We start from the raw sequence: 22,019 nt of genomic DNA on the forward strand, positions 1-22,019 counted from the left end.
ACTGCACTGTCTCCATCGGAGATCATGTGTCGCATCAGCTCTGCATCATCGGCCATTAGTCGGTTTCGAGTGCGGTGTTCGAGGAGGATCTTTGCGTTCGTTTCGGCCATAGCGCCGAGTTTTTCAGCGAGCGTGGTCTTCTTTTCCATCGCCGCGGCGACCTCACGGTAAAAGCGTTGAGCTCCATGCTCGATCGCCGCCTCGATAAGCACGTCGCGATCGACGAAGTACCGATAGATGGTGCCCCGGGAGACCTTGGCCATCCGCGCTACGTCCTGCACGCTGGTGCGCTGGATGCCCAATTGTGTAAAACACTCATTGGCGGCGTCGAGAATCTGTTCGCGTCGATCGAGCTCGTCGGCGACCTCTGTTTCGGCAGTTGCTCGGTCAGTCGACATGTCGTTCCTCCGCGTGCGGTACCTATATTCCGAGCTCTTAATGCTACGTGACACGCGATGTCGGGCTGCTGAAGCGCGCCAATCGCGTTACGACACGCAGAGCAGGCAGACCGCATTGGACTCGCATTGGTCGCGGTCCACCTTGACTTCTATTCGCGTCCCTCCGCCTGCGGGTCTTCATACGCACTGACTACACAGCCGCTTGGACCAGCCCCACTAGGCACGGCGGCGAGGATCTGCAATTATTGAATAATAGAACGTCTGATGTTCCATTGTTACATGGCACAAGGAGTGGTGTTGTCTCGTTTGGAGGACAGATACGCGCTGGTCACCGGCGGAGCTCAGGGGCTGGGAGGAGCGGTTGCCGAGGAGTTGGCCGGTCTGGGCGCCCATGTCACTATCGTCGATTTGAATGCCGAGAAGGGCCAGGAGCGCGTAGAGCGGATTCGTTCAAACCACGGCCGGGCCTCCTTCATCAAGGCCAATGTGGCCCACCGGGAAGCGATTGAAGGCGCCGTGCATCAGGTGGCCGATACCGGGAACGGCCGGATCGATGTCTTGGTCAATGCGGCCCAGTTCTTCGCCATGCCCAAGGCGCTGGAACTTGTCACCGAAAAGGATTGGGAACTCTCAGAGGTCACTGGACCGAAAGCGACCTTCCGGTTCATGCAGCTCTGCTTTCCGTTCCTCCGTGAGTCCGGACGGGCGTCGGTGATCAACTTTGTGTCAGGGTCCGCTCTGGCCGGCATCGCCTACACCGCTCCCTACTCGGCGGCCAAAGGCGCGATAGCCGCGCTGACCAAGGTCGCCGCCAACGAGTGGGCTCGCCACCGCATCCGAGTCAATGCGGTGTGCCCGTTTGCCCTGACCGAGGCCCAGCAAAAGATGATCGGCACCGAATGGGACAACTACACGCGGACCGCAGCCGCCTCGCCGATGAAACGCGGCGCTGATCCAGTTGAGATTGCGCCGGCAGTGGCTTTTTTAGCGGGAGACGATGCGGCATTCGTGACGGGCACGATACTGCAAGTCGATGGTGGCATGACCGAGCTATCGACGGTGGACTACTCGCAATCGCCGGGAGTCTTTGGTTAACAGGCCAATTCACCGACGACGCATGATGCAGATGCCAGAATCTCACCGGCCCGCCCCTGCGCTCACCGCGCTGAATCGGCCCTTCTGGACCTCGGGTGCGGACGGAGTGCTGCGCATGCAACGCTGCACCTCCTGCGGGCGGCTCTGTCAGCCGCCCTCGCTGTTGTGCCCTCATGACCATGCGGCGACCGAATACGTCGAACTCAGCGGCAAGGGGTTTGTCGAATCCTGGACGGTGAATCGTCACGGATGGTTTCCTGGGTTCCCACCGCCATACCTGATCGCGTTCGTAAATCCGGTCGAGGACGAACGGGTGCGCCTACTGACCAACCTGGTAAACGTCGAACCTGACGACGTCACCCAGAACATGCCGGTGCGCGTCATCTTCGATCGATGTGTAGATGGCGACGACGAGGTATTCATTCCGTTGTTCGAACCGGAGCGCTGATGACTAAGGCGTTGACGGATCGGACCATCATCAGCGGCATCGGTCAGTCGGCAATCGGTCGTCGACTGGGGCGGGATCCGCTAGAGCTCACCGCCGAAGCATGTCTGGCCGCAGTTGCCGACGCCGGTCTGACGGTGGCCGACATAGATGGCCTCACAACGTATCCCGGTAGTTCCCAACCGGGCCTCGGGTTCTCTGGGGCGTCACTGCGTGACATTCATGACGCTTTGGGAATCGAGCCGAATTGGGTCGCAGGGGGAGTGGAGTCCCCGGGTCAGCTCGGGGCGGTGGTCGACGCCATGCTCGCTGTGGCCGGCGGGCTGGCCAACCACGTGCTGTGCTGGCGCAGCATCTGGGAGGGCACCGCGCAAGGCGCCGGCCGACGCAAAGGATACGGTTCCGGGGGTGGCCGTCCAGGCGGAATGCTGGCCTGGCAGATCCCTTTTGGTGCCACGGCGGCTAACTTGGCGGCTCTTCAGATTCGCGCACGGATGTTGCGATACGGGCTTACTCGCGAGCAGCTCGCGTCGATCGCCATCGCGCAACGGAGCCACGCCGCTCGCAACCCCTCGGCGATCTACCGCGATCCGCTCGACCTCGACACTTATCTCAGCGCGCGCATGGTCTCCGACCCGCTGTGCATGTTCGACTGCGACATCGCCTGCGACGGCGCCACCGCATTCGTTGTCTCCCGCGCCGAGCACGCCGCGGGGCTGGACCACCCGGCAGTGACCGTCGAGGCGGTCGACTGTGCTCACCACGACCGCTTCACTTGGGAAGGCGGTCAAGACATCACCCGGATCAGCTCACGATGGTCCACAATCTGGGAGCGGACCGACTTCACCGCCGCCGATGTCGACGTCGCCTCGTTGTATGACGGCTTCAGTGTCTTCGTGCTCTGCTGGCTCGAAGACTTTGGTTTTTGTCCGGTTGGAGAATCCGGGGAATGGGTTTCGGACCCTCATCGCATTTCGCTCGGCGGAGAATTGCCCCTTAACACTGCCGGAGGGCAGCTATCGGGAGGACGTTTGCACGGCTTTGGACATCTGCACGAAGCGTGTTTGCAAATTCGTGGCCAGGGTAAAGAGCGACAGGTCCACGATGCAAAGCTGGCTGCGGTAGGCGTAGGAGCAGCTAACAGCGGCACCACGGCGATGTTGCTGCGGCAGGTGTGAGAATGCAGATAACCAGACGGTCACCACGTCCAAGGAGGAATGTCGATGGCTGAGACTCAAGCACCCAAGTTGGGGTTCATCGGTCTGGGAAATTTGGGTGCGCCGATGGCCAAGCGACTCGTCGAGTGGCCCGGCGGCCTGATTGTTTTCGACGTAAGAACTAGCGCCACAATGCCGTTCGCCGAAGCCGGGGCCGAAGTGGCGCGGACCGCGAGCGACGTGGCGGTCGCCGACATCATCAGTGTCATGGTGCTCAACGACGAGCAAGTCCGCGGTGTGGTGGCCGATCTCACCGCTCACGCCGAACCGGGTACCGTCATCGCAATACATTCCACGATCGACCACAACACTGCGTCCGAATTGGCAACGGAGCTTCAAGCCAAGGGCATTCAGCTCATCGACGCGCCGGTCAGCGGTGGTGTGGAGGCGGTCAAGACGGGTGAACTCGCTGTCATGGTGGGCGCAGGCCGGGAAACCTACGAACGGGTCAAGCCGGCGTTCAAACAGTGGGCGTCGATGGTCGTCCATGCCGGCGAGCCGGGCGCCGGCACACGAATGAAACTGGCGCGCAACATGCTGACCTTCACTTCCTTCGCGGCCGCTTGTGAGGCGATGCAGCTGGCAGAACGTGCGGGCCTCGATGTCCAAGCGTTGGGCCGTATTGTGCGTCATACAGACGTGCAAAGCGGTGGCGCCGGCGCCATGATGTATCGCGATGACATGAGCCGACCACTCGACCCGGATCATTTCCTGTACCAGCCGTTCACCCACACGTGCGCGCTGGGAGAGAAGGATCTCAGCCTGGCGCTACGTCTTGGCAGGGAACTGGACGTCGATCTTCCCCTGGCCAAAATCGCCTTACAGAATCTGGCGGAAGGACTCGGAGTTCCACACTCGACTGTCGCGGATTCTGCCTGAACCGATGACGCGCTCAATACATTTGTCGCAGATAAGAATAACGAGCGGTGGCGCCTCGACTTCACTCCCGCGAAGCGACACCGTCGTCGGGAGAGCGGGCCGGCGCGGAACTGACGTAGCCTGCACTCTGCTCCGTCCGGATCACTTAAGGCCATCGGGTCAGCTCGTCGAGAGGCCACCCATCAACGTGTCTATTAGCCCGTCGTAACGTCCCATCGCCTCGCCTACGGTCGATGTGACGCTGAGCATGCGATATAGCGTGGCTCCAATCAATGCGTCAGCGGCAGCTTCGATGTCGGCGTCGGCGCGAATTTGACCCAACGAGATGCCGGTGTGCAACCGCTGCGTCACCGCAGCGTGGAAGCGGCTAGTGAGTTGCTGGTATAAGGTGTCGCGGTCTCGAAGGTCCTCAGCGGCGGCAGCGGCAAGAGCGCGGACGAGTGCGATGTTCTCGGGGGCGGCACTCAGCGCGGCGGACTCGTGCATCCAGGTCCTCAGATCTTCGACCGTGTCTCCCGTATCTGGAAGCGTGAAGTCGGCTTGCGCATAGGCCTGCATTACCGCCTCGGCCACCAAAGGAGCTTTCGACGGCCACCGTCTATAAACCGTTTGCGTTCCCACTCCGGCATTGGCGGCGACCTTGTCCATTGACACTCCGCTGTACCCGACTTCGATCAGAAGGGTGCGGGTGGCGTCGAGTATGGCCTCATGTACGGCCGCGCTACGCGGTCGCCCTCGGCGAGGTTGGCTCACGTCACGACCCTAAAGCAAATCTTGGGCGTCCTGTCTTCTATACGTCTGGGCGAGGCAGCCATATACATCGGAGCCACATTGTGCCACTATTTACGAGAAAATATGTCTCGTAAATAGTGGCGGACCCGATCAGCTAGGTGTCAGACCGCGATTGAGGGGGATAGGTTCGCCTCGAAATGAGACTTCCCGCCGAGCGGAAAGGTCGCGAATGCGCGGAACTGTGCATCATCACCGGAGGCGCGGGCCGGCATGCTCTGGCCCCGAGCTGGTCGACAATCAGTGGCATTCGGAACGGTTGGGCAACTTCAATGACCGACACAACTGCTCGTAGTTCGGAAAGAGGCCGCGAACAGCGCGTCGCGGTCATCGTCACCGTGATCGGTGTCGCGCACTTCCTTGTTCCACGGTTCTTCGACCCCATCAACCGCCTCGGCTTCCCCGAACACGCGCGCATGTTCACCTACATCAACGGTGCCGTCGAAACGACCATCGGGGTCATGATGGCGAATCCTCGAATGAGTCGGCAGTTGACCATCGTATCTGCTTGTTACGTCATTCATTTGACGGGCAACATCGTGCGCAATCAAGTCCGAATTCGGCACGGATGCGGTCAGTGAAGCCGGTGGCTCGGGTAAGGGGAGCGAAATGTCGATCAGTCAGACCGCCCAAGGGGTTGCCGAAGCCATTCGGCCTTTCAGTAATGCCGTCCGGATGAACCTGGCTGCCGCCGTGCGCACCCGCCGGCGCGGCTACGACGCTTGGACCGGCGCGGTGAACACGGACTACGACCCACAGAATCCGATCACTGCTGAACACCCATTCGACGCCTACCGCGCACTACACAGAAGTGGCCGCGTGCACTACAACCCCAGGCGAGCCACCTGGATCGTCAGCCGACTCGACGACGTGCGAGCTGCACTGCGCGACACCGATCAGGTCACCAGTACTCAAGGGGTCACCCGATTGAGAATGTCGGCACCGCTCGCGGTGCTGACCGACGGCGAAGAACACGCCCGACTCCGTAAGCAGATCCAGCCGGGATTCAGCAAGGGCGCCATGAGCGCCTGGCAGGGAATCGTCGAGAAGCTAGCCGCGGAACTCGTCTCTGACCTGTTGAACAACCCCGGCTGCGATGTCGTGCAGCACTTGGCGATACCAATGCCGATCCGCCTGATCGCTCAGATCCTCGGGGTACCGGAAGACGACGTCAACGACTTCCGTCGGTGGTCAGAAAACGCCGTGAAGGTCATGGATTTGACCCCGACACGCGCAGGTCTCGCAGAGGCAACCAGATCCATATCCGCAATGGTGGCGTTGCAGCGCTACTTCGTGAAGCAAATCGCACACGGCGCGCTTAAAGGATCGGGCACTGTGCTGGGGCGCCTCCTCGAACACAACACCGATGGCAGCCTCACCGATCGTCAGCTTTGGATCATCGCAATTCACCTGTTGATCGCCGGGAACGAAACAACCACGAACCTTCTCGGCGGAATGTTCGACACTCTCGCCCATTACCCCGATCAGTACGACTTGATACGCACCAACCCCGACCTCATCCCGATCGCAGTCGAGGAGCACCTCCGCATCACGACGCCGATACAGAACCTCTACCGCTACACCCGCGCCGACTATCAAATCGGAGGCATCACCATTCCCGCCGGGTCACGCGTCCTGCTCTCCTTCGGGGCGGCGAATCGCGACCCCGCAGCCTTCGACGAACCCGACGAGTACCGCGCCGACCGCAACCCGCGAAACCACGTCGCTTTCGGCTACGGCCCACACATGTGCATCGGCGCACCACTCGCTCGAATGGAAGCCCAAGCCGTACTTCGACACCTCGTGACCCACGTCAGTCGCCTAAACCCCAATGGCTCGACCATCTGGTCGACGCACAGTTCATTACGTGGCCCGACCCACCTACCGATCCACCTGACGCCAGCCTGACCAATCCGTCGGGGCGGAGTGGTGGCAGGAATGCAGGTCGGCTAAAACATTCCATCCACACTGAAGTGTTTCGGCCGATGCTTACATGGGTCTCGGTCGTGTTGACGCGCAAGTAAACCCAGTTAGGCGTCGACCATCGCGAAGAGGGTGTTGAGGCCTTCGGCCAAAAGCGGATGCGTGAAGATCGCATCCGCCAACGCGGTGTAAGTGAGCTTGCCCAACATGGCGACCTGGATCACGGTCATGATCTCGCCGCCCTCACTGCCCAGGACCGCGCAGCCCAGGATCTGTCCGCTGCCCGCGTCGACAACGGCCTTCATGAAACCGCGCGTTTCCCCGGTCTCGATCGCCCGGATGACAGCGCTCATCGGCAGCTTCGCCACCCGGATGTCGCGTCCTTGCGCCCTGGCCTCGCGCTCGGTCATGCCCACGCGGCCAAGCTGCGGGTCGATGAACACCGCATAGGGGACGATGCGATCGTGCGCGCTCTTCTTTTCGTGCGCTATCAGGTTGGCGTGCAGGATGCGGTAGTCGTCGTAGGAACTGTGGGTGAAGGCCGGCCCGCCCTTGACATCGCCCATCGCGTAGACGCCCGGGGCGCTGGTTTGCAGGTATTCGTCGACGTCGATGAACCCGCGGTCGTTGAGACGGATGCCGGCGGCCTCGAGGGTGAGGGCCTGCGTGTTAGGGACGCGGCCGGTGGCGGCCAGTAGGTGGGAGCCTTTGACCTGTCGCTCGCCGTCCTTGGTGCGCACGGTCAACCGGAGGCGGTTCCCGCCGGCCTGCTCAACCCGGACCGGCGTCGACGACGTCAGGACCGTGATTCCCTCGTCGCGCAAAATTGCGGCGACCTCGTCGGAGACATCTTCGTCCTCGATGGTCAGCAGGCGGGCGGCTCTCTGGATGATGGTGACCTGGCTGCCGAATCGTCGGAACATCTGCCCGAACTCGAGCCCGATGTAGCCCCCGCCAAGGACGACTAGGTGCTCCGGGAGGTCATTCAATTCCATGATCGATGTCGAATCGAGCACGGGAACATCGGCGACGCCAGGGATCTCCAGCGGCTTGGATCGGGTGCCGGTGTCGATCACGACCACCGCGGCGCTGATCTGCCGCGTCCCGCCATTTGTCAAGGCGATGTCGACGGTCCTCGGCCCCACGAAGTGGGCCTCGCCGTCGATCAGGTCAAGTCCGTCCTGCGCCAACCGGCTCGCGTAGTTTTGCCGCGCACCGGCGACCATGGCACGTTTGCGCTCGCGCACGTCGGCCAGGTCCACCGTTACGGGGCCAGTATCAACGCCGTACTCTGCGGCGCGGCGCGCCTGGTAGGCAAGGCGCGCACTGGCGACCATCGTCTTGGTCGGGGTGCACCCAGTGTTGACGCAGACGCCGCCGAGTTGGTCGCGCTCGATGAGCGCGACCTTCTGGCCCGCTTTCGCCAGCTCGACAGGAAGAAAGCGACCGCCCTGACTGGTCCCTATCACGATCGCGTCGTACTGCTCCTCGCTCATTGCGTCCTACCCTCTAGATCCAGATCGACAGTCATCAAGATTCTCCCAAGTTTGTGCGAACGGTCGACTCGCGGCGGCACGAACACCCTCCACCGAAAGACCACCCCAAAGCCCGATGTCGCCGGTGCGCGGGAAAGCGGAAGGTACGCGATGTCAGTTTGATAGCCCCGGCTATGACGATCACCGTTGTCCACGAAGGAGTTTGGCATCGGAAATTGGCTGGTCGGCCAATCAACACTTCTTGGCGATGGCTATCGGGACAGCCAATCGCGGTTATCGAAATTCGCACTGGCGACGCCGACATACCGACCGGCATCACGATGTTTCGAAGGTCAGCAGCATCGCGCGGCGATCCTACGAAGGAACCAAGCCCTGCAATCCGTTCTAGCCAGTCAATCGATCAGATTGGAACGAAAAGATGACAACCAAAGTCAGCGTATTTCTCAGGACGTCGGCCATCGAGACCGTCGCCGGCGCCCTTGGTCGATACGGTCTCGTGATCGTCATCGGCTGGATAGGCGCCCTCAAGTTCGCCAACTACGAGGCACACCAGATTCAGCCGCTGGTGGCCAACAGTCCCTGGCTGGGTTTGGTCTATCAAATTTTCCCGGTCTACACCTTCTCGGCGCTGTTAGGTGTCTTCGAGGTCGCTGCCGCGTTCCTCCTGGCGATCAAGCCGGTCGCGCCGCGATTGTCGGTAGTGGGAAGCCTGATGGCCATTGTCCTGTTTGTGTCCACGGTTGGCTTCCTCTTCACAACACCGGGGATCGGCGAGCCGGCTGGCGGCGGCTTCCCGGCCATCTCCCTCCTGGGTGAGTTTCTCCTCAAAGACATCCCGCTGCTCGGTTTATCGTTCTGGACACTTGCCGACTCCATCCGGGCCGTCCAACGGCACTCGACCAACGCTCGTTAACCGCGGCGCGAAGGTCGCCCCGGCGCGGACATTGTCCGGGACGGGGCTTCACCGTTGTGATCGCCGCCCTAGGCTGGACGAATGGAGCTGCGAGAGTTGACGGCATTCGTGGCGGTAGCTGAAGAAGGCGGAATGTCGGCCGCCTCACGCCGACTCAATATCAGCCAACCCGCTTTGTCACAGACCGTGAGCTCTTTGGAGCGCCAGCTCGGCGTCAAACTCTTGGAGCGCAGCAGCACCGGGGTACGGACAACGGCAGCGGGCGCCGCGCTGCTCACGGAGGCACGCGCAATCCTTGCCAGGCACGATCAGGCGCTGCGCCGGATGGCCGAGTTCACCACTGAAGGTGGCGGGGTGCTGCGGCTGGGGGTGCCGATGGAGCTACCGCCGGGCCTCCTGCAGGGCGCGCTCGAGCAGTTCGCAGCGAACTGTCCGGACACGCGGGTAATGCCCCGGCATTTGTCAACTGCTGCACAGATTTCCGGGCTGCGCAGTCGGGAGATCGACGTCGGCCTGCTCCGTGAGCGGCCCGCCCCGGAAGACTTCGACGCGATGCTGGTGGTGCGCGAAAATCTGGGCGTGTTGTTGGCGTCCGAACTCGCCGCCGGGCTCATCGGCTCGCACGGTATCCGGCTCGACGCGCTGACCGGACTGCAATGGCTTTGTTTCCCACGATCGAACAGCCCAGCCTGGCACGACGAAATCACAGCCATCTTGCGCAGTCATGGCGTCGACCTGGGCCCGCCGCCGCCGGAGGACCAGCAGCTCATCGCCGAGGTCAAGCTTGCTGCGGTCACCGCGGGTAGCTCATTCGCCCTGGCGCCCGCGAATTGGCCGCATCAGATTCCCGAATCCGTGACATGGAGTCCGCTCGTCGGTCACCCGTTGGTTCGGCGCACATGGGTGGTTTGGCCGGCAAATTCGCGCCGCCGAGACATCGGCCAGCTCGTAACGGCCTTCGATGTTCCGGTGGATTACTGATCACGGCGCGATCGCGGCCTGACCGCCGCTGGCCTGCAAAATCGCGCCGTTTATGTAGCTGGCCGCGGGTGAGGCAAGGAATGTGACGGCGTTTGCGATCTCGTCAGCGACCGCTGCCCGGCCGAGTGTGGTGACCTCGCCGAGCGCGTCAGTGACGCCGGGAGTAGCTGCGGTGCCAGGTGTTTCGGTCGGACCGGCCTGCACCGTATTGACTCGGACCCCGTCGCGGCCGAACTCGTCCGCCCATACGCGGGTCAGCAGTTCGAGGCCGGCCTTGCTCGCACCGTAGATTCCGGCTCCGCGCGCGGGTGTCCCAGCCGCGACCGTGCTCAGGTTAACGACCACACCTCTGCCGCGCTCGGCCATGCCGGGGGCAAGTTGCTGCATCAAGATATGCGGCGCGCGCAGGTTTACGTTGATGTGCTCGTCGAAAAAGGCATCGTCGCTCTCGGCGGTTGCGGCGAACCGGTAAACGCCCGCGTTGTTGATCAAGATGTCGACGTCGCCCGCGTCGGCGGCCAAGCGACGCACATCGTCGGCGTCCCCGAGATCGGCCGCGACGAAACGCGCTTTGCCGCCGGCATTTTCGATCTCGCGAATCAACTCGGCACCGCGTTCGGCGCTGCGGCCGTGCACCACAACCTCGGCGCCGAGGACAGCCAGCTGAAGAGCGATCGCGCGGCCGATGCCCGCCGTCGCCCCAGTCACCAATGCGGTCGAACCCTCGAGTGTGTTCGTCATGATCTATTCAAACTCCCCTCCGCAGTCCTGCGACAGTGGTTCCGTAGTCCTCATCGGCTTTCGTCTCGCCAGGCCAACATGTCTTTGAACTCCGAGAAGTCGTAACCGTCGTCGGTCGGGTGAACTTCCGTCGTGAACAGCGTGACGCCCTCTCCGAGGAAGGCGTCGGCGTTGTCTCGTCCAGTCCAATGGACCGCGCGCTCTATTTGGCGTTCGTCGCGCCCGGTCTCGGCGACCATGTCCTTGAGGATCGCGTTCTTGCGGCGATACTCCTGCACACTGGCGAACGTGTGCCAAATGTCGGCGTGTCTGGCGACTATCGGCAGCGTTCGCCGAACTCCGATTCCGCCGATCAGTATGGGGATCTCGTGCATCGGTTGCGGCACCAGGTGCTCGAGGCGGTTCTGGATGCGGGCAAGGCGCTGCTCGAACAAATCCATCCGAGAGGTGACGGTTCCGTACTCGTATCCGTAAACGCTGTAATCCTTTTCGTACCAACCTGCCCCGAGGCCCAGGATCAGCCGGCCGCCGCTGATGTGGTCGACCGTGCGGGCCATGTCGGCGAGTAGATCGGGATTGCGGTAACCGACGCCGGTCACCAGCAATCCAATCTCGGCGCGCCGAGTTATCTCGCCCCATGACGCCAAAGCTGTCCAGCCCTCGAAGTTGTTGACGTCAAGCTGGTCTGGTAACAGCTGGGGCATGCCATCCTGCGACGGAATGCTAAACACCTTGTGAAAGTGGTCGTAGCCAAAGATGGCATCGGCGCCCAGTTGCTCGGCTTGGATCACCGAGTCTCGCCAGGTCCGATAGTCGGGTGTTCCTCCCGGCCAGAGCTGGACGCCGACCCGAATGGATTTCGCCATAGTTTCCTTCCTTGCAGCACACTCTGTACTCGACACCCATAACGCACTTGAGCGAGCCGGCGATTTCTGCAGATCCATTCCTGCCACTAATGGCGGCCATAAGCTGGCCGCCGAGTACCAAATTTTCATCTCAGAGCGCTTACAGGAGTTAAGGCTCAGTCAGGCTCCACGGTGGCCTCGTACTCACGGTCGGTACCTATCGCCGCGACGCGGCCAGCCCATGCCGTCGTCATCACTGGACCGGCAGCTTGAGAATGCGGAAATGCAACCCATCGTCGACGTACACGTTGCCCGTGCTGTCGACTGTCACGCTGGAAGGGTCCTTGAGGTCGTTGAACGGCAACACGATTGGAACGCTCGCGCCACGATCCCACTCCAACACGCGGTTCGTATGCAGGTCGACGACGTACACACGGCCGCTGGTGTCCACCGACACTCGGGTGGGCAGTTTGAGGCCGGTGAAGGGCAGGACGGTCGGGGTGGTTGCGCCGGGCGCTAGCTCCAGCACTTGCTTGCCGCCCGAGTCGACGATGTATAGACCGTCGTTGAAGTCCACCGCCACACCGTTGGGGTCAATAGCGTTGAACGGCAACGCTGTCGGGCTTGCCGAGCCTCGCGCGAGCCGCAGCACTCGCTTCATCGTGGCGGTAAGGGCGATCAGGCGGGCGGTTTTTGACACTGCAACCATCCGCTCACTACCGCTGGCCCGGGTAGGGCACTGCGCTGACGACGCCTCCGCCGTTGACGGTCTGGCCGAGCAGCACCGACGAGGTTCCGGCCGAGGGGTTGTAGTCGATGAGTGACTGGCCGCTTCCACACCCGGCCCTGGCTTGCAGATCGAGGTTGCCCCCGTTGACGCCGACCACCACGACGCTGCGGCCTTTCACGCCGGGGACCGAGACCTGTGACGTTGTGCCGTCGTCGTTGAGCTTGGCGACGAACACGACGCCACATGCGCCGGTTGCCTGCAGGAAGGTCCCCGCCGGGAGCCGCCAGGCATTCAGGTCGCCGTAGTCAGGCCCCTTCCCGTCGTTGGGCGCTGTAAGAGCCGTCGGTGTCCTGCCGTCGATAGGCACCAACCACAGCTGCGACCCAGCGGAGATACCGCAGTGGGCGAGGGCAACGCCGGTGTCCCACCAGCGCACAGGTCTGCAGTCTTTTTGCCCCGCGATCGGCAGAGTAGCCCCGGCCACCCCGTCGTTGCCCATCAACGCCATGCCGGAGTGGGTGCCCAGCACCAGCTGGGCGCCGTCCGGTGTCGAGAGGTACCCCTCGACACCTTGGCCCAGCGGGTACGTCAGCTGGTGGTTACCCGCAACGTCGACGCGTTCGAGCGATCCGGTCCTCGATAGATCCGATCTGTCGAGCAGGATCGCTTTGCCGTCCGGCCGCGTGTAGCGAGGGGACGCGTGGCTGCCGTCGATGGTGAAGGATGTTTTCTCGCCCGTGTGCAGGTCGACCTGGATGATGGCGTTGTGGTCCTTCTGCTCGGTGACGAAGAGGGCGCGGGTCGCGTCGCCCGACCAATCGGCCAATCTCGGACTCGAACCCCGGCCCGGCGGCGGGAAGGTGGTGATCGGGTAGCGACCACCCGCAGGATCGACGAGGTAGAGCGTCGTGGTGGCCGTCTCCCAGGTTGGTGACCCGGGGGGTGGCACTTCACCGGGGTGCAACCCCGGAACCGGGCTCCACATCGCGAGCATCCAGCCCGGACCGACGTACGACCAGGGAACGCTCTCGAGAGGAGCCTCGACACCGTGGGCCGCCACCGCCGGCGCATTGTCGGGCTCGGCGTGTGCGGTCGGCGACGAGGCCATGCCCGCCGCGAGCATGGAGATTGCCAGCGCGAGCGTCGCCATCTCCATCCGTCGCCGGAACCGGGTGCGCGAATGTGTGTTACGACGGTTCCTGTCTCGCGGCGTGGGGGGTGCGTGATGCGTTGTCTTGAGCATCTTCGTGTCCTTGAAAATCTTGGCCGAATCTGGGCTCCGGCCTGGCTGGCTGTGAGCTGGCACGTAGAGGCTGCGCCGCTTGCCTTGCGTGTTTCTTGCGTCGGGCTTGTGCCGGCTCGGCGAGCCGCAGCCAAAGGCTTCCTCGGCAAATCGGTGCGTGAGCGGGCCGCGAGCGAGATACTTCGTCGGTACCCGAAGGAATCAAGGGGATGGCGGTGGACTCGCGCGTCGGTGAGGCGTTCGGCAAATACAACCTCACGCGCCTGCTCGGAAAGGGCGGGGGCGGGGCGGTATACGAGGCCTTCGATACCAGCAAACAGCGGACTGTCGCGGTGAAGATCCTGGCCGACGAGCTCTCAACTGATCCGACGTTCCGCACACGATTTCAGCGGGAGTCGCAGGCCGCCGCCATTCTGCAGGAGCCGCACGTCATTCCGATCCACGATTGGGGCGAGATCGACGGCAGTCTGTACATCGAAATGCGACTGGTGCAAGGGCAGACGCTTCTGGAATTGATCGCGGACGGCCCCCTGACGCCCGCACGCGCGGTGGCGATCATCAGTCAGATCGCCGCCGCGCTGGATGCCGCACACGTCGAGGGATTAGTCCATCGAGACGTCAAGCCGCAGAACATCATCGTCACCGGGGCCGACTTCGTGTATCTCGTCGACTTCGGAATAGCCGAGGGCCGAGGAGATCCGCGCCTGACTACGGTGGGAACTCAGATCGGGACCCTGAATTACATGGCGCCGGAACGATTTCGCAACGAAGCGGCCACTCCCGCGGTCGACGTCTACTCACTGGCGTGCGTGTTGTACGAGACTCTCACCGGAGACGCCCCGTTCGCCGGTGACAGCCTTGAGCATGTGGTGGCGGCCCACCTAGCCCTGCCACCGCCGCGACCCAGTCAGGTGAATCCGAGGATTCCGGTCGCGCTCGACAACGTCGTCGCCCGCGGCATGGCCAAACATCCCGACGACCGGTACGGATCGGCGGGCGCCCTGGCCCGCGCGGCCCAGCGCGCGTTGGGAAGCGGAGGCGACATCACCGACCCCATCGTCGACGGCACTCGATCGCTCGCCGCAGCAGTCCGACCGGGCTCCTTGGTCGCGGAGCCTCGCAGCCGAGGCAAGCGACGATGGGTGCTGCCAAGCGTGACCGCGATAACGGCGGTCTTGGTTCTGGCGGGCATCGGTTTGGACATCGGCCTTTTCGCCAATGGGCCGAGCGCGCAGCAGGAGACGCCGGCGCGTGCTGCGCTGCCCCCATTGGTGACCGGTCCCGACCTGAGCAGCCTGCACCAGTCCTGCGATCAGGGCTTTTCCTTGCCGAACGCCACCGGGTTCGGCAGCCACGCCGGCCGCGGGACCCCCGAAACGTCATGTCTTTTTGCCAACAGCGTCTTGAGCACCTACTGGGCGGAATACGGCAACGCCAGCCCGCTACCCCGGGCGGTCTCGGCGCCGGGCGCTGTCGACTGCAAGACCGTGCCCGGCGCGCTGTGCAACGGCTCCAATTTTCTCATGCGCTGCCAGCAGCAAGCGGGGGACAGCTGGATCACCTGTTCAGGTGGAAGCAGCGCGCGTGTGTACCTGTGGTGAGGGAAAGGCGAAGGATTTGCTGTCGCGATGACCCATAGCGCGTTGCGATTTGGGCTCTTGGGACCGCTGCAGATCAGTGCCGACGGTAACGACCTACCGTTGGGCGCGGCGAAACAACGAGCTGTGCTGGCCGTGCTGCTGATCAACCGCAACCGCACCGTTGCGGTGGATGCATTGATCGACGCTGCGTGGCAACGAAATCCGCCGCCGGAAGCTCGCGCGAGCCTGCACGCACACGTCTCCAGAATCCGCCGATTGATCAGCGGCGCTGGCGCCGATTCCGCCGCGATGCTAGTCAGCATCCAGCCGGGGTATCGGCTCCTACTTCACGAAAAGGATTGCGACGTAGGCCGTTTCTCGATCGAACACAAAGCAGGAATCGACGCGTCGGCCGTCGGCCGGTTCGAACAGGCCAGCGGTCACCTGTCGGCCGCACTGGCCGAGTGGCGTGGACCGGTGCTCGAGGATTTGCGTGACTTTCCATTCGTGGATGCCTTCGCCGCGGCGCTGACCGAGGACAAGCTAATGGCGCTCACCGCACGAGCGGAAGCCGAAATGGCGTGCGGTCGAACCCGTTCGATCATTGGTGAGCTCGAAGCCCTGGCGGCCGAGCATCCGTACCGAGAACCGCTGTGGGCACAACTGATCAGCGCCTACTATCTGACGGAACGCCAATACGACGCGCTCGACACCTACGCCCGACTCAAAACCACGCTCGCGGACGATTTGGGCATTGATCCCGGTCCCACATTGCAGCGCCTTCATCAGCGGATCCTTCGCCAAGAGTCACTGGACGTCGAGCACGTCGCGCGCGCGACAGCCAAACGTGCTGCGGCGACTCGTCGGCGGCCCGCCGAGCCTGCGCAAGAATCCGTCGTTGCCCACCTGCGCGATGCGCACGGAAGACGTTATCCGCTGCGAGGAACCGTCACCAGGATCGGCCGCCTCGCCGAGAATGACATCGTTCTCGAGGATGACACCGTCAGTCGCTCCCACGCGGTGATCGTTGATACCGGTAATGCTTTTGTCATCACCGATCTCCGGTCAGCCAACGGCGTCGATGTCGGGGAGCAGCGGATCCGGGCTAGCGCGACGCTGACCGACGGCGACCGCATTTGCATCTGCGGCCACGAATTCACTTTCGAGATCACGCGATAGACAACTATCCGGGCAACCCTGGCGACTCGCACAGCAGCGCTATTACAGTGGAACCAATGACCGATGCAGCGGGCGCAACGCCGAATGACGGCTTCGAGTTTGTCATCGCAGAACCGGGCGTCGAGCTCTCGGTGCAAAGGTCCGGCGAAGGCCCGACCGTGCTATTGATCGGCGGCCTCGGCATGCCGAGCATTACGTGGAACATCTGCGGACTACCCCAGTCGCTCGTCGATGCGGGATTTCAGGTCATCGCCTACAACGCGCGCGGAATGTCGCCATCCTGCGCACCGGCCGCGCCGTACTCGGTGGCAGAGCTAGCCGACGACGCCGCCGCCATCCTCGACCATTTCAAAGTCGACCAGGCCACCGTCGTCGGCTACTCGATGGGCTGCTACACCGCCCAGACGCTGCTGCGTAGCCGACCGGAGCTGGTTCGTGCGATGGTCTTGTTCGCCGGGCTGCAGCCCTCGCCGGTGGGTGCGATGGTGGGGGAGATGGAACTGGGCCTGATCGAGCGCTACGGCGAATTGCCGCGCGAAGTATTGGTTTTCGAGCAGTTGCTTACCACCCTTCACCTGCCGATGCTGCAAGATCCGGCGACCGTACGGGGCTGGCAGCAGGCGCTGTCGGCCGGCTACGAGAGCGGTTGGGCCGGACAGGAAGGCTTCAAAGGACAGCTGATGGCGTCGCAGCAGTGGATCACGTCCGGCGAGCCGACCCCGGAACATCTCGGCGCGATCGACGTGCCCACGCTGGTCCTGGCATTCGAACACGATCTGTTCTTTCCGCCGGCCCTCTGCGAGGCGACGGCACGATTGATCCCCGGCGCGGAGTTCGTACGGATCGACGGCGCAGGCCACGGCGGAATCTTCACCGCCCCCGGCAACAGCGTCGCCCGGATCACCAATTTCTGCCGCGCGCACCGCGATTCACAGCGGTAGGTCACCGCCGTCCCAGTCGTGGTCGTGCATGAACGCGTCCGGGATGTTCACCCGATAACGAGCGGCCTCGGCAAAAATGGTTGCTGCGACGAGTGGTAGCGCCAGCGTCGGCCTGAGATCGGCGAGGGTGAACACGGCGTCGTCGGTGCGGCGGAAATCGCGCAGAAATCCACGAAACGTGTTGCCCTGAAGCGACGATTTGCGCCACCCATACATCAACATCCCCGGGCCCAGCATCTTGCACGCACCGGGCTGGGGCGTGATGACCTCGTCGTTCACGCCGAAAAATGCACGGTCGACCCGCGTTTCCGGATCGAACAACAGGATTCCGCTGGTGGCCCGTGGATTGCATTCCACGGTGAAGAGACCTCGGCCGGGCACCTCGATGAAGTCCAACCCCATTTGTCCGGTGAAATTGAACGCCTTGACGCATTCGCGCGTCCATTCGGCGATGCCCTCGTGCTGGACGGACTCGAACATCAGGCACGACGTGCCGTCGATCGCATAACGCACCGGGTAAAGCGCGTGCGCTTTCACCTGACCCTCGTGGCACACGGAATACGAGCAATAGTTCGCGCCCTCGGCCCACTCCTGGGCGATCCACGGATTGTCTTCTTCGAAGCTCAGGCCGCGCGGCAGTTCACCCGGACGCACCTTGTGGACGTCCTGCGACCCGCGCGAGTAGACGCGCTTGAGGGCGAAGGGTTGGTCGAAGTCCAACGCTTCGAGCTCTTCCTGGCTGCGGACGAGTGCGAAGTCGAGGGTGGGTATGCCCAGCGTCTTGAGCGCGGCCTGGAACTCGTACTTGTTTTCCAGCCGGGCCTCGAGATCGAAACTGGACAAGAACAACTTCTGGGTGTCCGGGAACAGGTCGGGGTATCGCTTGATGGTGTTTGCCAGGATTTCGGTCCCCTCGTGGACCGTCACGACCATGTCTACGCCCTCCTCGCGGACTATGTGCGCGAGCGCTCGCGTCCACTCGACCGGTTCATACCTCGGCCGGGGCGCACGGAACGTCTTTCTGACCGCCGAGGAGAACCTGGTCACGGGAAACCGCACCGAGTCCGTGATCAGCACGTCGTGTCCCGCGGCGCCCATCAGGCGGGCCAGGTGAAGTGACAGGTATGACCGACCGAAGGTGATCAGCACGGTCTTTCGACCAAATCCGGACATCGGACCTCCCGTCGTGAACACCGCTGCCCGCTCGGCTGCCGTCGACCCGCGGTCGAAGAGTCGAGCCTTGGGCTCCAGGTCTGACGTCGGCCGGTCAGGTCTACGCCGCGTCCCGCATCGCACACTGTGGCGCGACGCCGAACCGTCCTTTCCGACGCTACCCGCGCGCGGGTAGGCGCGGCCTCACTCACTGCCGAAGGTGTACATCCGGTAAGACAAGTCTCCGTTGTGCAGTCCCTTGCGGCAGGCCTTCGCCCACACCGCGTCGACGAGGAAGGCCGGACTGTAGCCGTTCAGCTCCTTCAAGCGCGGCAAACTCTTTTCGAGTCCCAGCGCAACCTGTTCACTGATGACACTTTCCGATATGAGCCGCATGGGACAATCGCTCAGCTCCTTCTCCCACTGGGCGATACGGTCGCTGCGGCGGATATCGGCGTATAGGAAATGCCCCCCCGGTCGCAGCACGCGCGCCACTTCAGCGAGAAAACGGGGTAACGATGGATAGCAAAACCCGGCTTCAATATTCACGACTGCGTCAAAGGATTGCTCGGGAAACGGTAGGTCCTGAGCGTCGCCTTGCACAAAGTCCAGGCCGGGCAGGTCGTGGTTTTTGCGGCAGAAGTCGACGCCAACCGGGTTCAAGTCCAGTCCCGTGTAGGAGGCCGGAAACAGGGTGCGCATGAGGTAGGAGGCCCCGCCCCCATGTCCGCAACTGACCTCCAGCACACGCTGGCCGATGAGATCGACTTGGGTCGCCACGCAGTGATAGAGCTGGATGAAGAACCGATTGGGCTCGTCAGACGCCTCCAACGGCAAGTCCATCGGCGGATCTTCCTCGTAACCCGATCCAATGAAGACGAAATCATCGTTGCTGAAGTGGCTAAGGCAGCGAAACCAGTAATTCGCCAAGAAGCCAAAAGAGTTCCGGGATCGGGCGAATCCCGGACGTTCTTTGAGGCGCACGGGCAAAGTATGCCACCATGCGCCGGGCAATTCGGCAAGTCAGCCAAAGCACGTGCCAATCGGATCAAGCGGCCGCCAAGCCGGTCCGATTCAAGGCCACGGGACGACGATTAGGGCCCCTGTGCTCGGCGTAGTGATCGTGATATGTCGACCCGCTTTCTCATCGCCGCTTTCTCATCGCTTGTCACCTCGTTGAGGAAAACGGCGTGAGAGTTGCCAGCAAACCCGTAAACTCCGCGCATGCGCCTCGCCGCATCGTGGATCCTATGGCCGTTGCTCGTCGCCATCAGCTGTGCGATCACCGCCGCAGGCCTGCGCCACGGCGTCAACGGCTCCCTCATCCTCGCCGGCGTCTACTTCACCCTCGCGCTCGCATTGGGGAGCCTGGAGCGCGTGCTGCCGTTCGAGCGCCAATGGGTCCGCTCCGACGGCCAAGTCACCCACGACGTGGTCTTCACCCTGGTCGGCACCAGCCTGCCCGGCACGCTGGCCGACAGCTTCGTGCTGGCTTGCACGGTCGGCGTGGCGCAGTGGCTCGCTCGCCACGTCGGAGGCTCATTGTGGCCGCATGTCTGGCCAGCTGCGGCGCAGATCGCATTGGTGGTGCTGGTCGGCGACTTCGGCGCGTACTGGGGCCATCGCTCATTTCACAACGTTTCCTGGATGTGGCCGTATCACGCTGTGCACCACAGCGTGTCACGCCTGTGGTATCTCAATACCGGGCGCATCCATCCCGTCGACTCGGCGCTCATGATGGCGTTCTCGATGGCCCCGTTGTACTTACTCGGCGCTCCCGACGACATGGTGGTATGGCTGTTCTCGTTCACCACGTTCATCGGCATGCTGTCGCACTGCAATGTCAATATGCGTTGCGGCCCACTCGACTGGTTGTTTTGCACCCCCGGCGTTCACCGTTGGCATCATTCCCGCGTGCTCACCGAGAGCAACAACAACTACGGTGAGATCACGATGGTTTGGGATGTGCTGTTTCGTACCCACTATCGCCAGCAAAGGCGGCCGCCGTGTGACATCGGTACCAGCACACCGATACCGTCGGACATCCTCGGGCAGTTCGTGGCGCCGCTGCGGCTGAGTTGGCAAGCAGCAACGGACAGCCCGGCGCCATCCGCACGTGCACGAAAGATGCTGCGCTATGCGAATCTTCGTGATAATCCGTTGGTGCCGTTGCTGCCATCGCGGCAACAGCCGGTTAGCTGCGAAACCAGCTGTGGCCCATGGATTTCGGCTTTGCCATCGAATGCATTGTTCGCGAGTCGCGGACACCGGCCCCTGCTGACCATCAGCGGCGTTCCGGCTGAATCCGGGTCTTCTGCCGAATCATCGATCGCGCCTCATGCAGATGCTTGACGGCCCACCTGCGATACATTCGTTGGGCCCACGACATCCGCTCGTGCGAACGCTCCGTTTGCCGCACGAGTTCGAGTTCGACGTGGTCGAGCTCCTCCGCCCCGATCTCAACCCGGTCGCGACCGTGGATGAACTCCAAAAGCAGCGCATCGGGGTCCAGCAATTCGCGCTCCCAGGCCTCGTGGTCATCGACGTCTGCGATGCCCATGGCGTCGGCAGCGTCGCGCAGCACCTCGCCTAGTTCGCCGTCTAGCAGTTGACGAAACGCGTCGGCGCCCTGCCGCGGATTGGCGATCATCCACGAGTGGTACGCGTCGGGCACCCTGTACAGCGTGGCGTCGGACTCGTTGGCGATGTCCCATGCGTGCGGGAACGGCACGATCATGTCCTTCTCGGCGTGCACCACCATGGTGGGCATGCCCTCGTCGCGCATGGTGTGCAACAGCGAGGTGTAGTCACCGGACTCGACGATGGCCCTAATCGTCCGGACGGCTCCAATCGGATAACGCAGGTTTGGCACCGCCACCGCCGCCAGCACGCGAAAGTATCCGAGCTGCTCGGCGGCTGACAGCTGCGTCGGGTCACCCAGGGTGTCGCGGACCGCGGTGTAGGCGGCGCCCAGCGCCTTGGTGGGCGACTTCACCAGTTTGGGGATGGTCGTGTCGAACCGGGCTCCGGCCGCCGGGTCGAACAGCACGGCGGCGAGTACCCGCTCGGGCGCGCGTGCCGCCAGCTGGATCGTCATTCGCCCGCCCATCGAATGGCCGACGAACAACGCTTGCCCGATGCCGAGGGCGTCCAGCGTGCGCAACACCGAATCGGCGCGGTCTGTGAAGCCGCATGCGTCGCCGGGCAGTCGCCCGGTATCGCCATGACCGGCGGCATCGACGGCGACGACGAGAAATCCCATACCTGCGATCCGGCTGAGCATTCGCAGATAGGCCTTACGACTCAGCAGCAGCCCGTGCATGAACAACAACGGCACTCCCCGGCCGCCGACTGAAAGCCCGATCCGGCGCCCGTCATCGAGTTCCACTGCATGATGACTCAGGCGGATGCGACTTGGTGATGTCTGCGTCATGGCCACGGCGGAATTCCCGGCTGGTCAGCCGTTAAAACG

Annotated in this window: 22 protein-coding genes; 12 read left to right on the forward strand and 10 right to left on the reverse strand. The window is 63.0% G+C overall.

Annotated elements, in window-relative coordinates; all coding sequences use genetic code 11:
• Window positions 1–398, reverse strand: a 398-nt coding sequence (locus A5686_RS02100) for a TetR/AcrR family transcriptional regulator (protein WP_067930381.1), incomplete at its 3' end; no start/stop codon positions are given.
• A 279-nt stretch (window positions 399–677) separates the two neighbouring features.
• Between A5686_RS02100 and A5686_RS02105 the strand changes: the two genes are divergently transcribed.
• From A5686_RS02105 to A5686_RS02120, 4 genes are read left to right on the forward strand one after another with little or no spacing between them, the layout of a single operon-like run.
• Entirely contained in the window at window positions 678–1,493 is an 816-nt protein-coding gene (locus A5686_RS02105) for an SDR family NAD(P)-dependent oxidoreductase (RefSeq protein WP_067930384.1), read from the forward strand.
• A gap of 31 nt (window positions 1,494–1,524) precedes the next feature.
• Window positions 1,525–1,941: a Zn-ribbon domain-containing OB-fold protein gene (locus A5686_RS02110; protein ID WP_067930457.1), complete on the forward strand. Its 417-nt coding sequence runs from the start codon at window positions 1,525–1,527 to the stop codon at window positions 1,939–1,941.
• Window positions 1,941–3,116, forward strand: a complete 1,176-nt coding sequence (locus tag A5686_RS02115) for a thiolase family protein (RefSeq protein WP_067930385.1) — start codon at window positions 1,941–1,943, stop codon at window positions 3,114–3,116. The genes A5686_RS02110 and A5686_RS02115 overlap by 1 nt, the downstream gene beginning before the upstream one ends.
• 45 nt (window positions 3,117–3,161) lie before the next feature.
• On the forward strand, window positions 3,162–4,034 hold the full coding sequence (locus tag A5686_RS02120) for an NAD(P)-dependent oxidoreductase (RefSeq protein WP_067930461.1): 873 nt from the start codon (window positions 3,162–3,164) through the stop codon (window positions 4,032–4,034).
• A gap of 159 nt (window positions 4,035–4,193) precedes the next feature.
• Here the strand turns inward: A5686_RS02120 and A5686_RS02125 are convergent, their stop codons facing one another.
• Complete coding sequence (locus A5686_RS02125) at window positions 4,194–4,787, reverse strand: TetR/AcrR family transcriptional regulator (protein ID WP_067930388.1); 594 nt, start codon at window positions 4,785–4,787, stop codon at window positions 4,194–4,196.
• Between the two features lie 308 nt (window positions 4,788–5,095).
• Here A5686_RS02125 and A5686_RS02130 point away from each other — a divergent pair, with 308 nt between their 5' ends.
• Both A5686_RS02130 and A5686_RS02135 read left to right on the forward strand, forming a co-directional pair.
• Window positions 5,096–5,404, forward strand: a complete 309-nt coding sequence (locus A5686_RS02130; protein ID WP_067930390.1) for a hypothetical protein — start codon at window positions 5,096–5,098, stop codon at window positions 5,402–5,404.
• A gap of 28 nt (window positions 5,405–5,432) precedes the next feature.
• On the forward strand, window positions 5,433–6,731 hold the full coding sequence (locus A5686_RS02135) for a cytochrome P450 (RefSeq protein ID WP_067930393.1): 1,299 nt from the start codon (window positions 5,433–5,435) through the stop codon (window positions 6,729–6,731).
• A gap of 122 nt (window positions 6,732–6,853) precedes the next feature.
• On the opposite strand, the gene A5686_RS02140 is transcribed toward A5686_RS02135, so the two are convergent.
• On the reverse strand, window positions 6,854–8,242 hold the full coding sequence (locus A5686_RS02140; protein WP_067930396.1) for a mercuric reductase: 1,389 nt from the start codon (window positions 8,240–8,242) through the stop codon (window positions 6,854–6,856).
• 418 nt (window positions 8,243–8,660) lie between these two features.
• Between A5686_RS02140 and A5686_RS02145 the strand changes: the two genes are divergently transcribed.
• Both A5686_RS02145 and A5686_RS02150 read left to right on the forward strand, forming a co-directional pair.
• On the forward strand, window positions 8,661–9,155 hold the full coding sequence (locus tag A5686_RS02145; protein WP_067930399.1) for a YkgB family protein: 495 nt from the start codon (window positions 8,661–8,663) through the stop codon (window positions 9,153–9,155).
• A gap of 81 nt (window positions 9,156–9,236) precedes the next feature.
• Entirely contained in the window at window positions 9,237–10,136 is a 900-nt protein-coding gene (locus tag A5686_RS02150) for a LysR family transcriptional regulator (protein ID WP_067930402.1), read from the forward strand.
• On the opposite strand, the gene A5686_RS02155 is transcribed toward A5686_RS02150, so the two are convergent.
• The 4 genes from A5686_RS02155 to A5686_RS02170 form a co-directional block, all read right to left on the reverse strand.
• Complete coding sequence (locus tag A5686_RS02155; protein WP_067930405.1) at window positions 10,137–10,877, reverse strand: SDR family NAD(P)-dependent oxidoreductase; 741 nt, start codon at window positions 10,875–10,877, stop codon at window positions 10,137–10,139.
• Window positions 10,878–10,927: 50 nt separating this feature from the next.
• Window positions 10,928–11,743, reverse strand: coding sequence for an LLM class F420-dependent oxidoreductase (locus tag A5686_RS02160; RefSeq protein WP_067930407.1), 816 nt, complete (start codon window positions 11,741–11,743; stop codon window positions 10,928–10,930).
• A gap of 232 nt (window positions 11,744–11,975) precedes the next feature.
• The gene (locus A5686_RS02165; protein ID WP_156749902.1) at window positions 11,976–12,422 is read right to left on the reverse strand and encodes a hypothetical protein; all 447 of its coding nucleotides are present in this window, start codon (window positions 12,420–12,422) and stop codon (window positions 11,976–11,978) included.
• A gap of 16 nt (window positions 12,423–12,438) precedes the next feature.
• A complete protein-coding gene (locus A5686_RS02170; protein WP_231986255.1) occupies window positions 12,439–13,602 on the reverse strand; it encodes a hypothetical protein in 1,164 nt (387 codons plus the stop codon).
• Window positions 13,603–13,904: 302 nt separating this feature from the next.
• On the opposite strand from A5686_RS02170, the gene A5686_RS02175 reads away from it, so the two are divergent.
• The 3 genes from A5686_RS02175 to A5686_RS02185 are packed head-to-tail and all read left to right on the forward strand — an operon-like array spanning window position 13,905 to window position 17,395.
• On the forward strand, window positions 13,905–15,296 hold the full coding sequence (locus A5686_RS02175; protein ID WP_067930412.1) for a serine/threonine-protein kinase: 1,392 nt from the start codon (window positions 13,905–13,907) through the stop codon (window positions 15,294–15,296).
• Between the two features lie 27 nt (window positions 15,297–15,323).
• Window positions 15,324–16,454 carry a BTAD domain-containing putative transcriptional regulator gene (locus A5686_RS02180; protein ID WP_067930414.1) on the forward strand — a complete coding sequence of 377 codons (1,131 nt, stop codon included), beginning with the start codon at window positions 15,324–15,326 and terminating at the stop codon, window positions 16,452–16,454.
• Between the two features lie 56 nt (window positions 16,455–16,510).
• A complete protein-coding gene (locus tag A5686_RS02185; protein ID WP_067930417.1) occupies window positions 16,511–17,395 on the forward strand; it encodes an alpha/beta fold hydrolase in 885 nt (294 codons plus the stop codon).
• On the opposite strand, the gene A5686_RS02190 is transcribed toward A5686_RS02185, so the two are convergent.
• Together A5686_RS02190 and A5686_RS02195 are read right to left on the reverse strand one after the other, a co-directional pair.
• Window positions 17,384–18,568, reverse strand: coding sequence for an ATP-grasp domain-containing protein (locus tag A5686_RS02190; protein WP_067930467.1), 1,185 nt, complete (start codon window positions 18,566–18,568; stop codon window positions 17,384–17,386). The genes A5686_RS02185 and A5686_RS02190 overlap by 12 nt on opposite strands.
• A 183-nt stretch (window positions 18,569–18,751) precedes the next feature.
• On the reverse strand, window positions 18,752–19,531 hold the full coding sequence (locus A5686_RS02195) for a phthiotriol/phenolphthiotriol dimycocerosates methyltransferase (protein ID WP_369829663.1): 780 nt from the start codon (window positions 19,529–19,531) through the stop codon (window positions 18,752–18,754).
• 240 nt (window positions 19,532–19,771) lie between these two features.
• Between A5686_RS02195 and A5686_RS02200 the strand changes: the two genes are divergently transcribed.
• A complete protein-coding gene (locus tag A5686_RS02200) occupies window positions 19,772–20,899 on the forward strand; it encodes a sterol desaturase family protein (protein WP_067930421.1) in 1,128 nt (375 codons plus the stop codon).
• Here A5686_RS02200 and A5686_RS02205 read toward each other — a convergent pair.
• Window positions 20,832–21,980 carry an alpha/beta fold hydrolase gene (locus A5686_RS02205; protein WP_197520451.1) on the reverse strand — a complete coding sequence of 383 codons (1,149 nt, stop codon included), beginning with the start codon at window positions 21,978–21,980 and terminating at the stop codon, window positions 20,832–20,834. The two genes, A5686_RS02200 and A5686_RS02205, sit on opposite strands and share 68 nt — an antisense overlap.
• Window positions 21,981–22,019 lie beyond the last annotated feature (39 nt).

The sequence above is a fragment of the Mycobacterium sp. E2479 genome, assembly GCF_001667925.1.
Lineage (GTDB): Bacteria > Actinomycetota > Actinomycetes > Mycobacteriales > Mycobacteriaceae > Mycobacterium.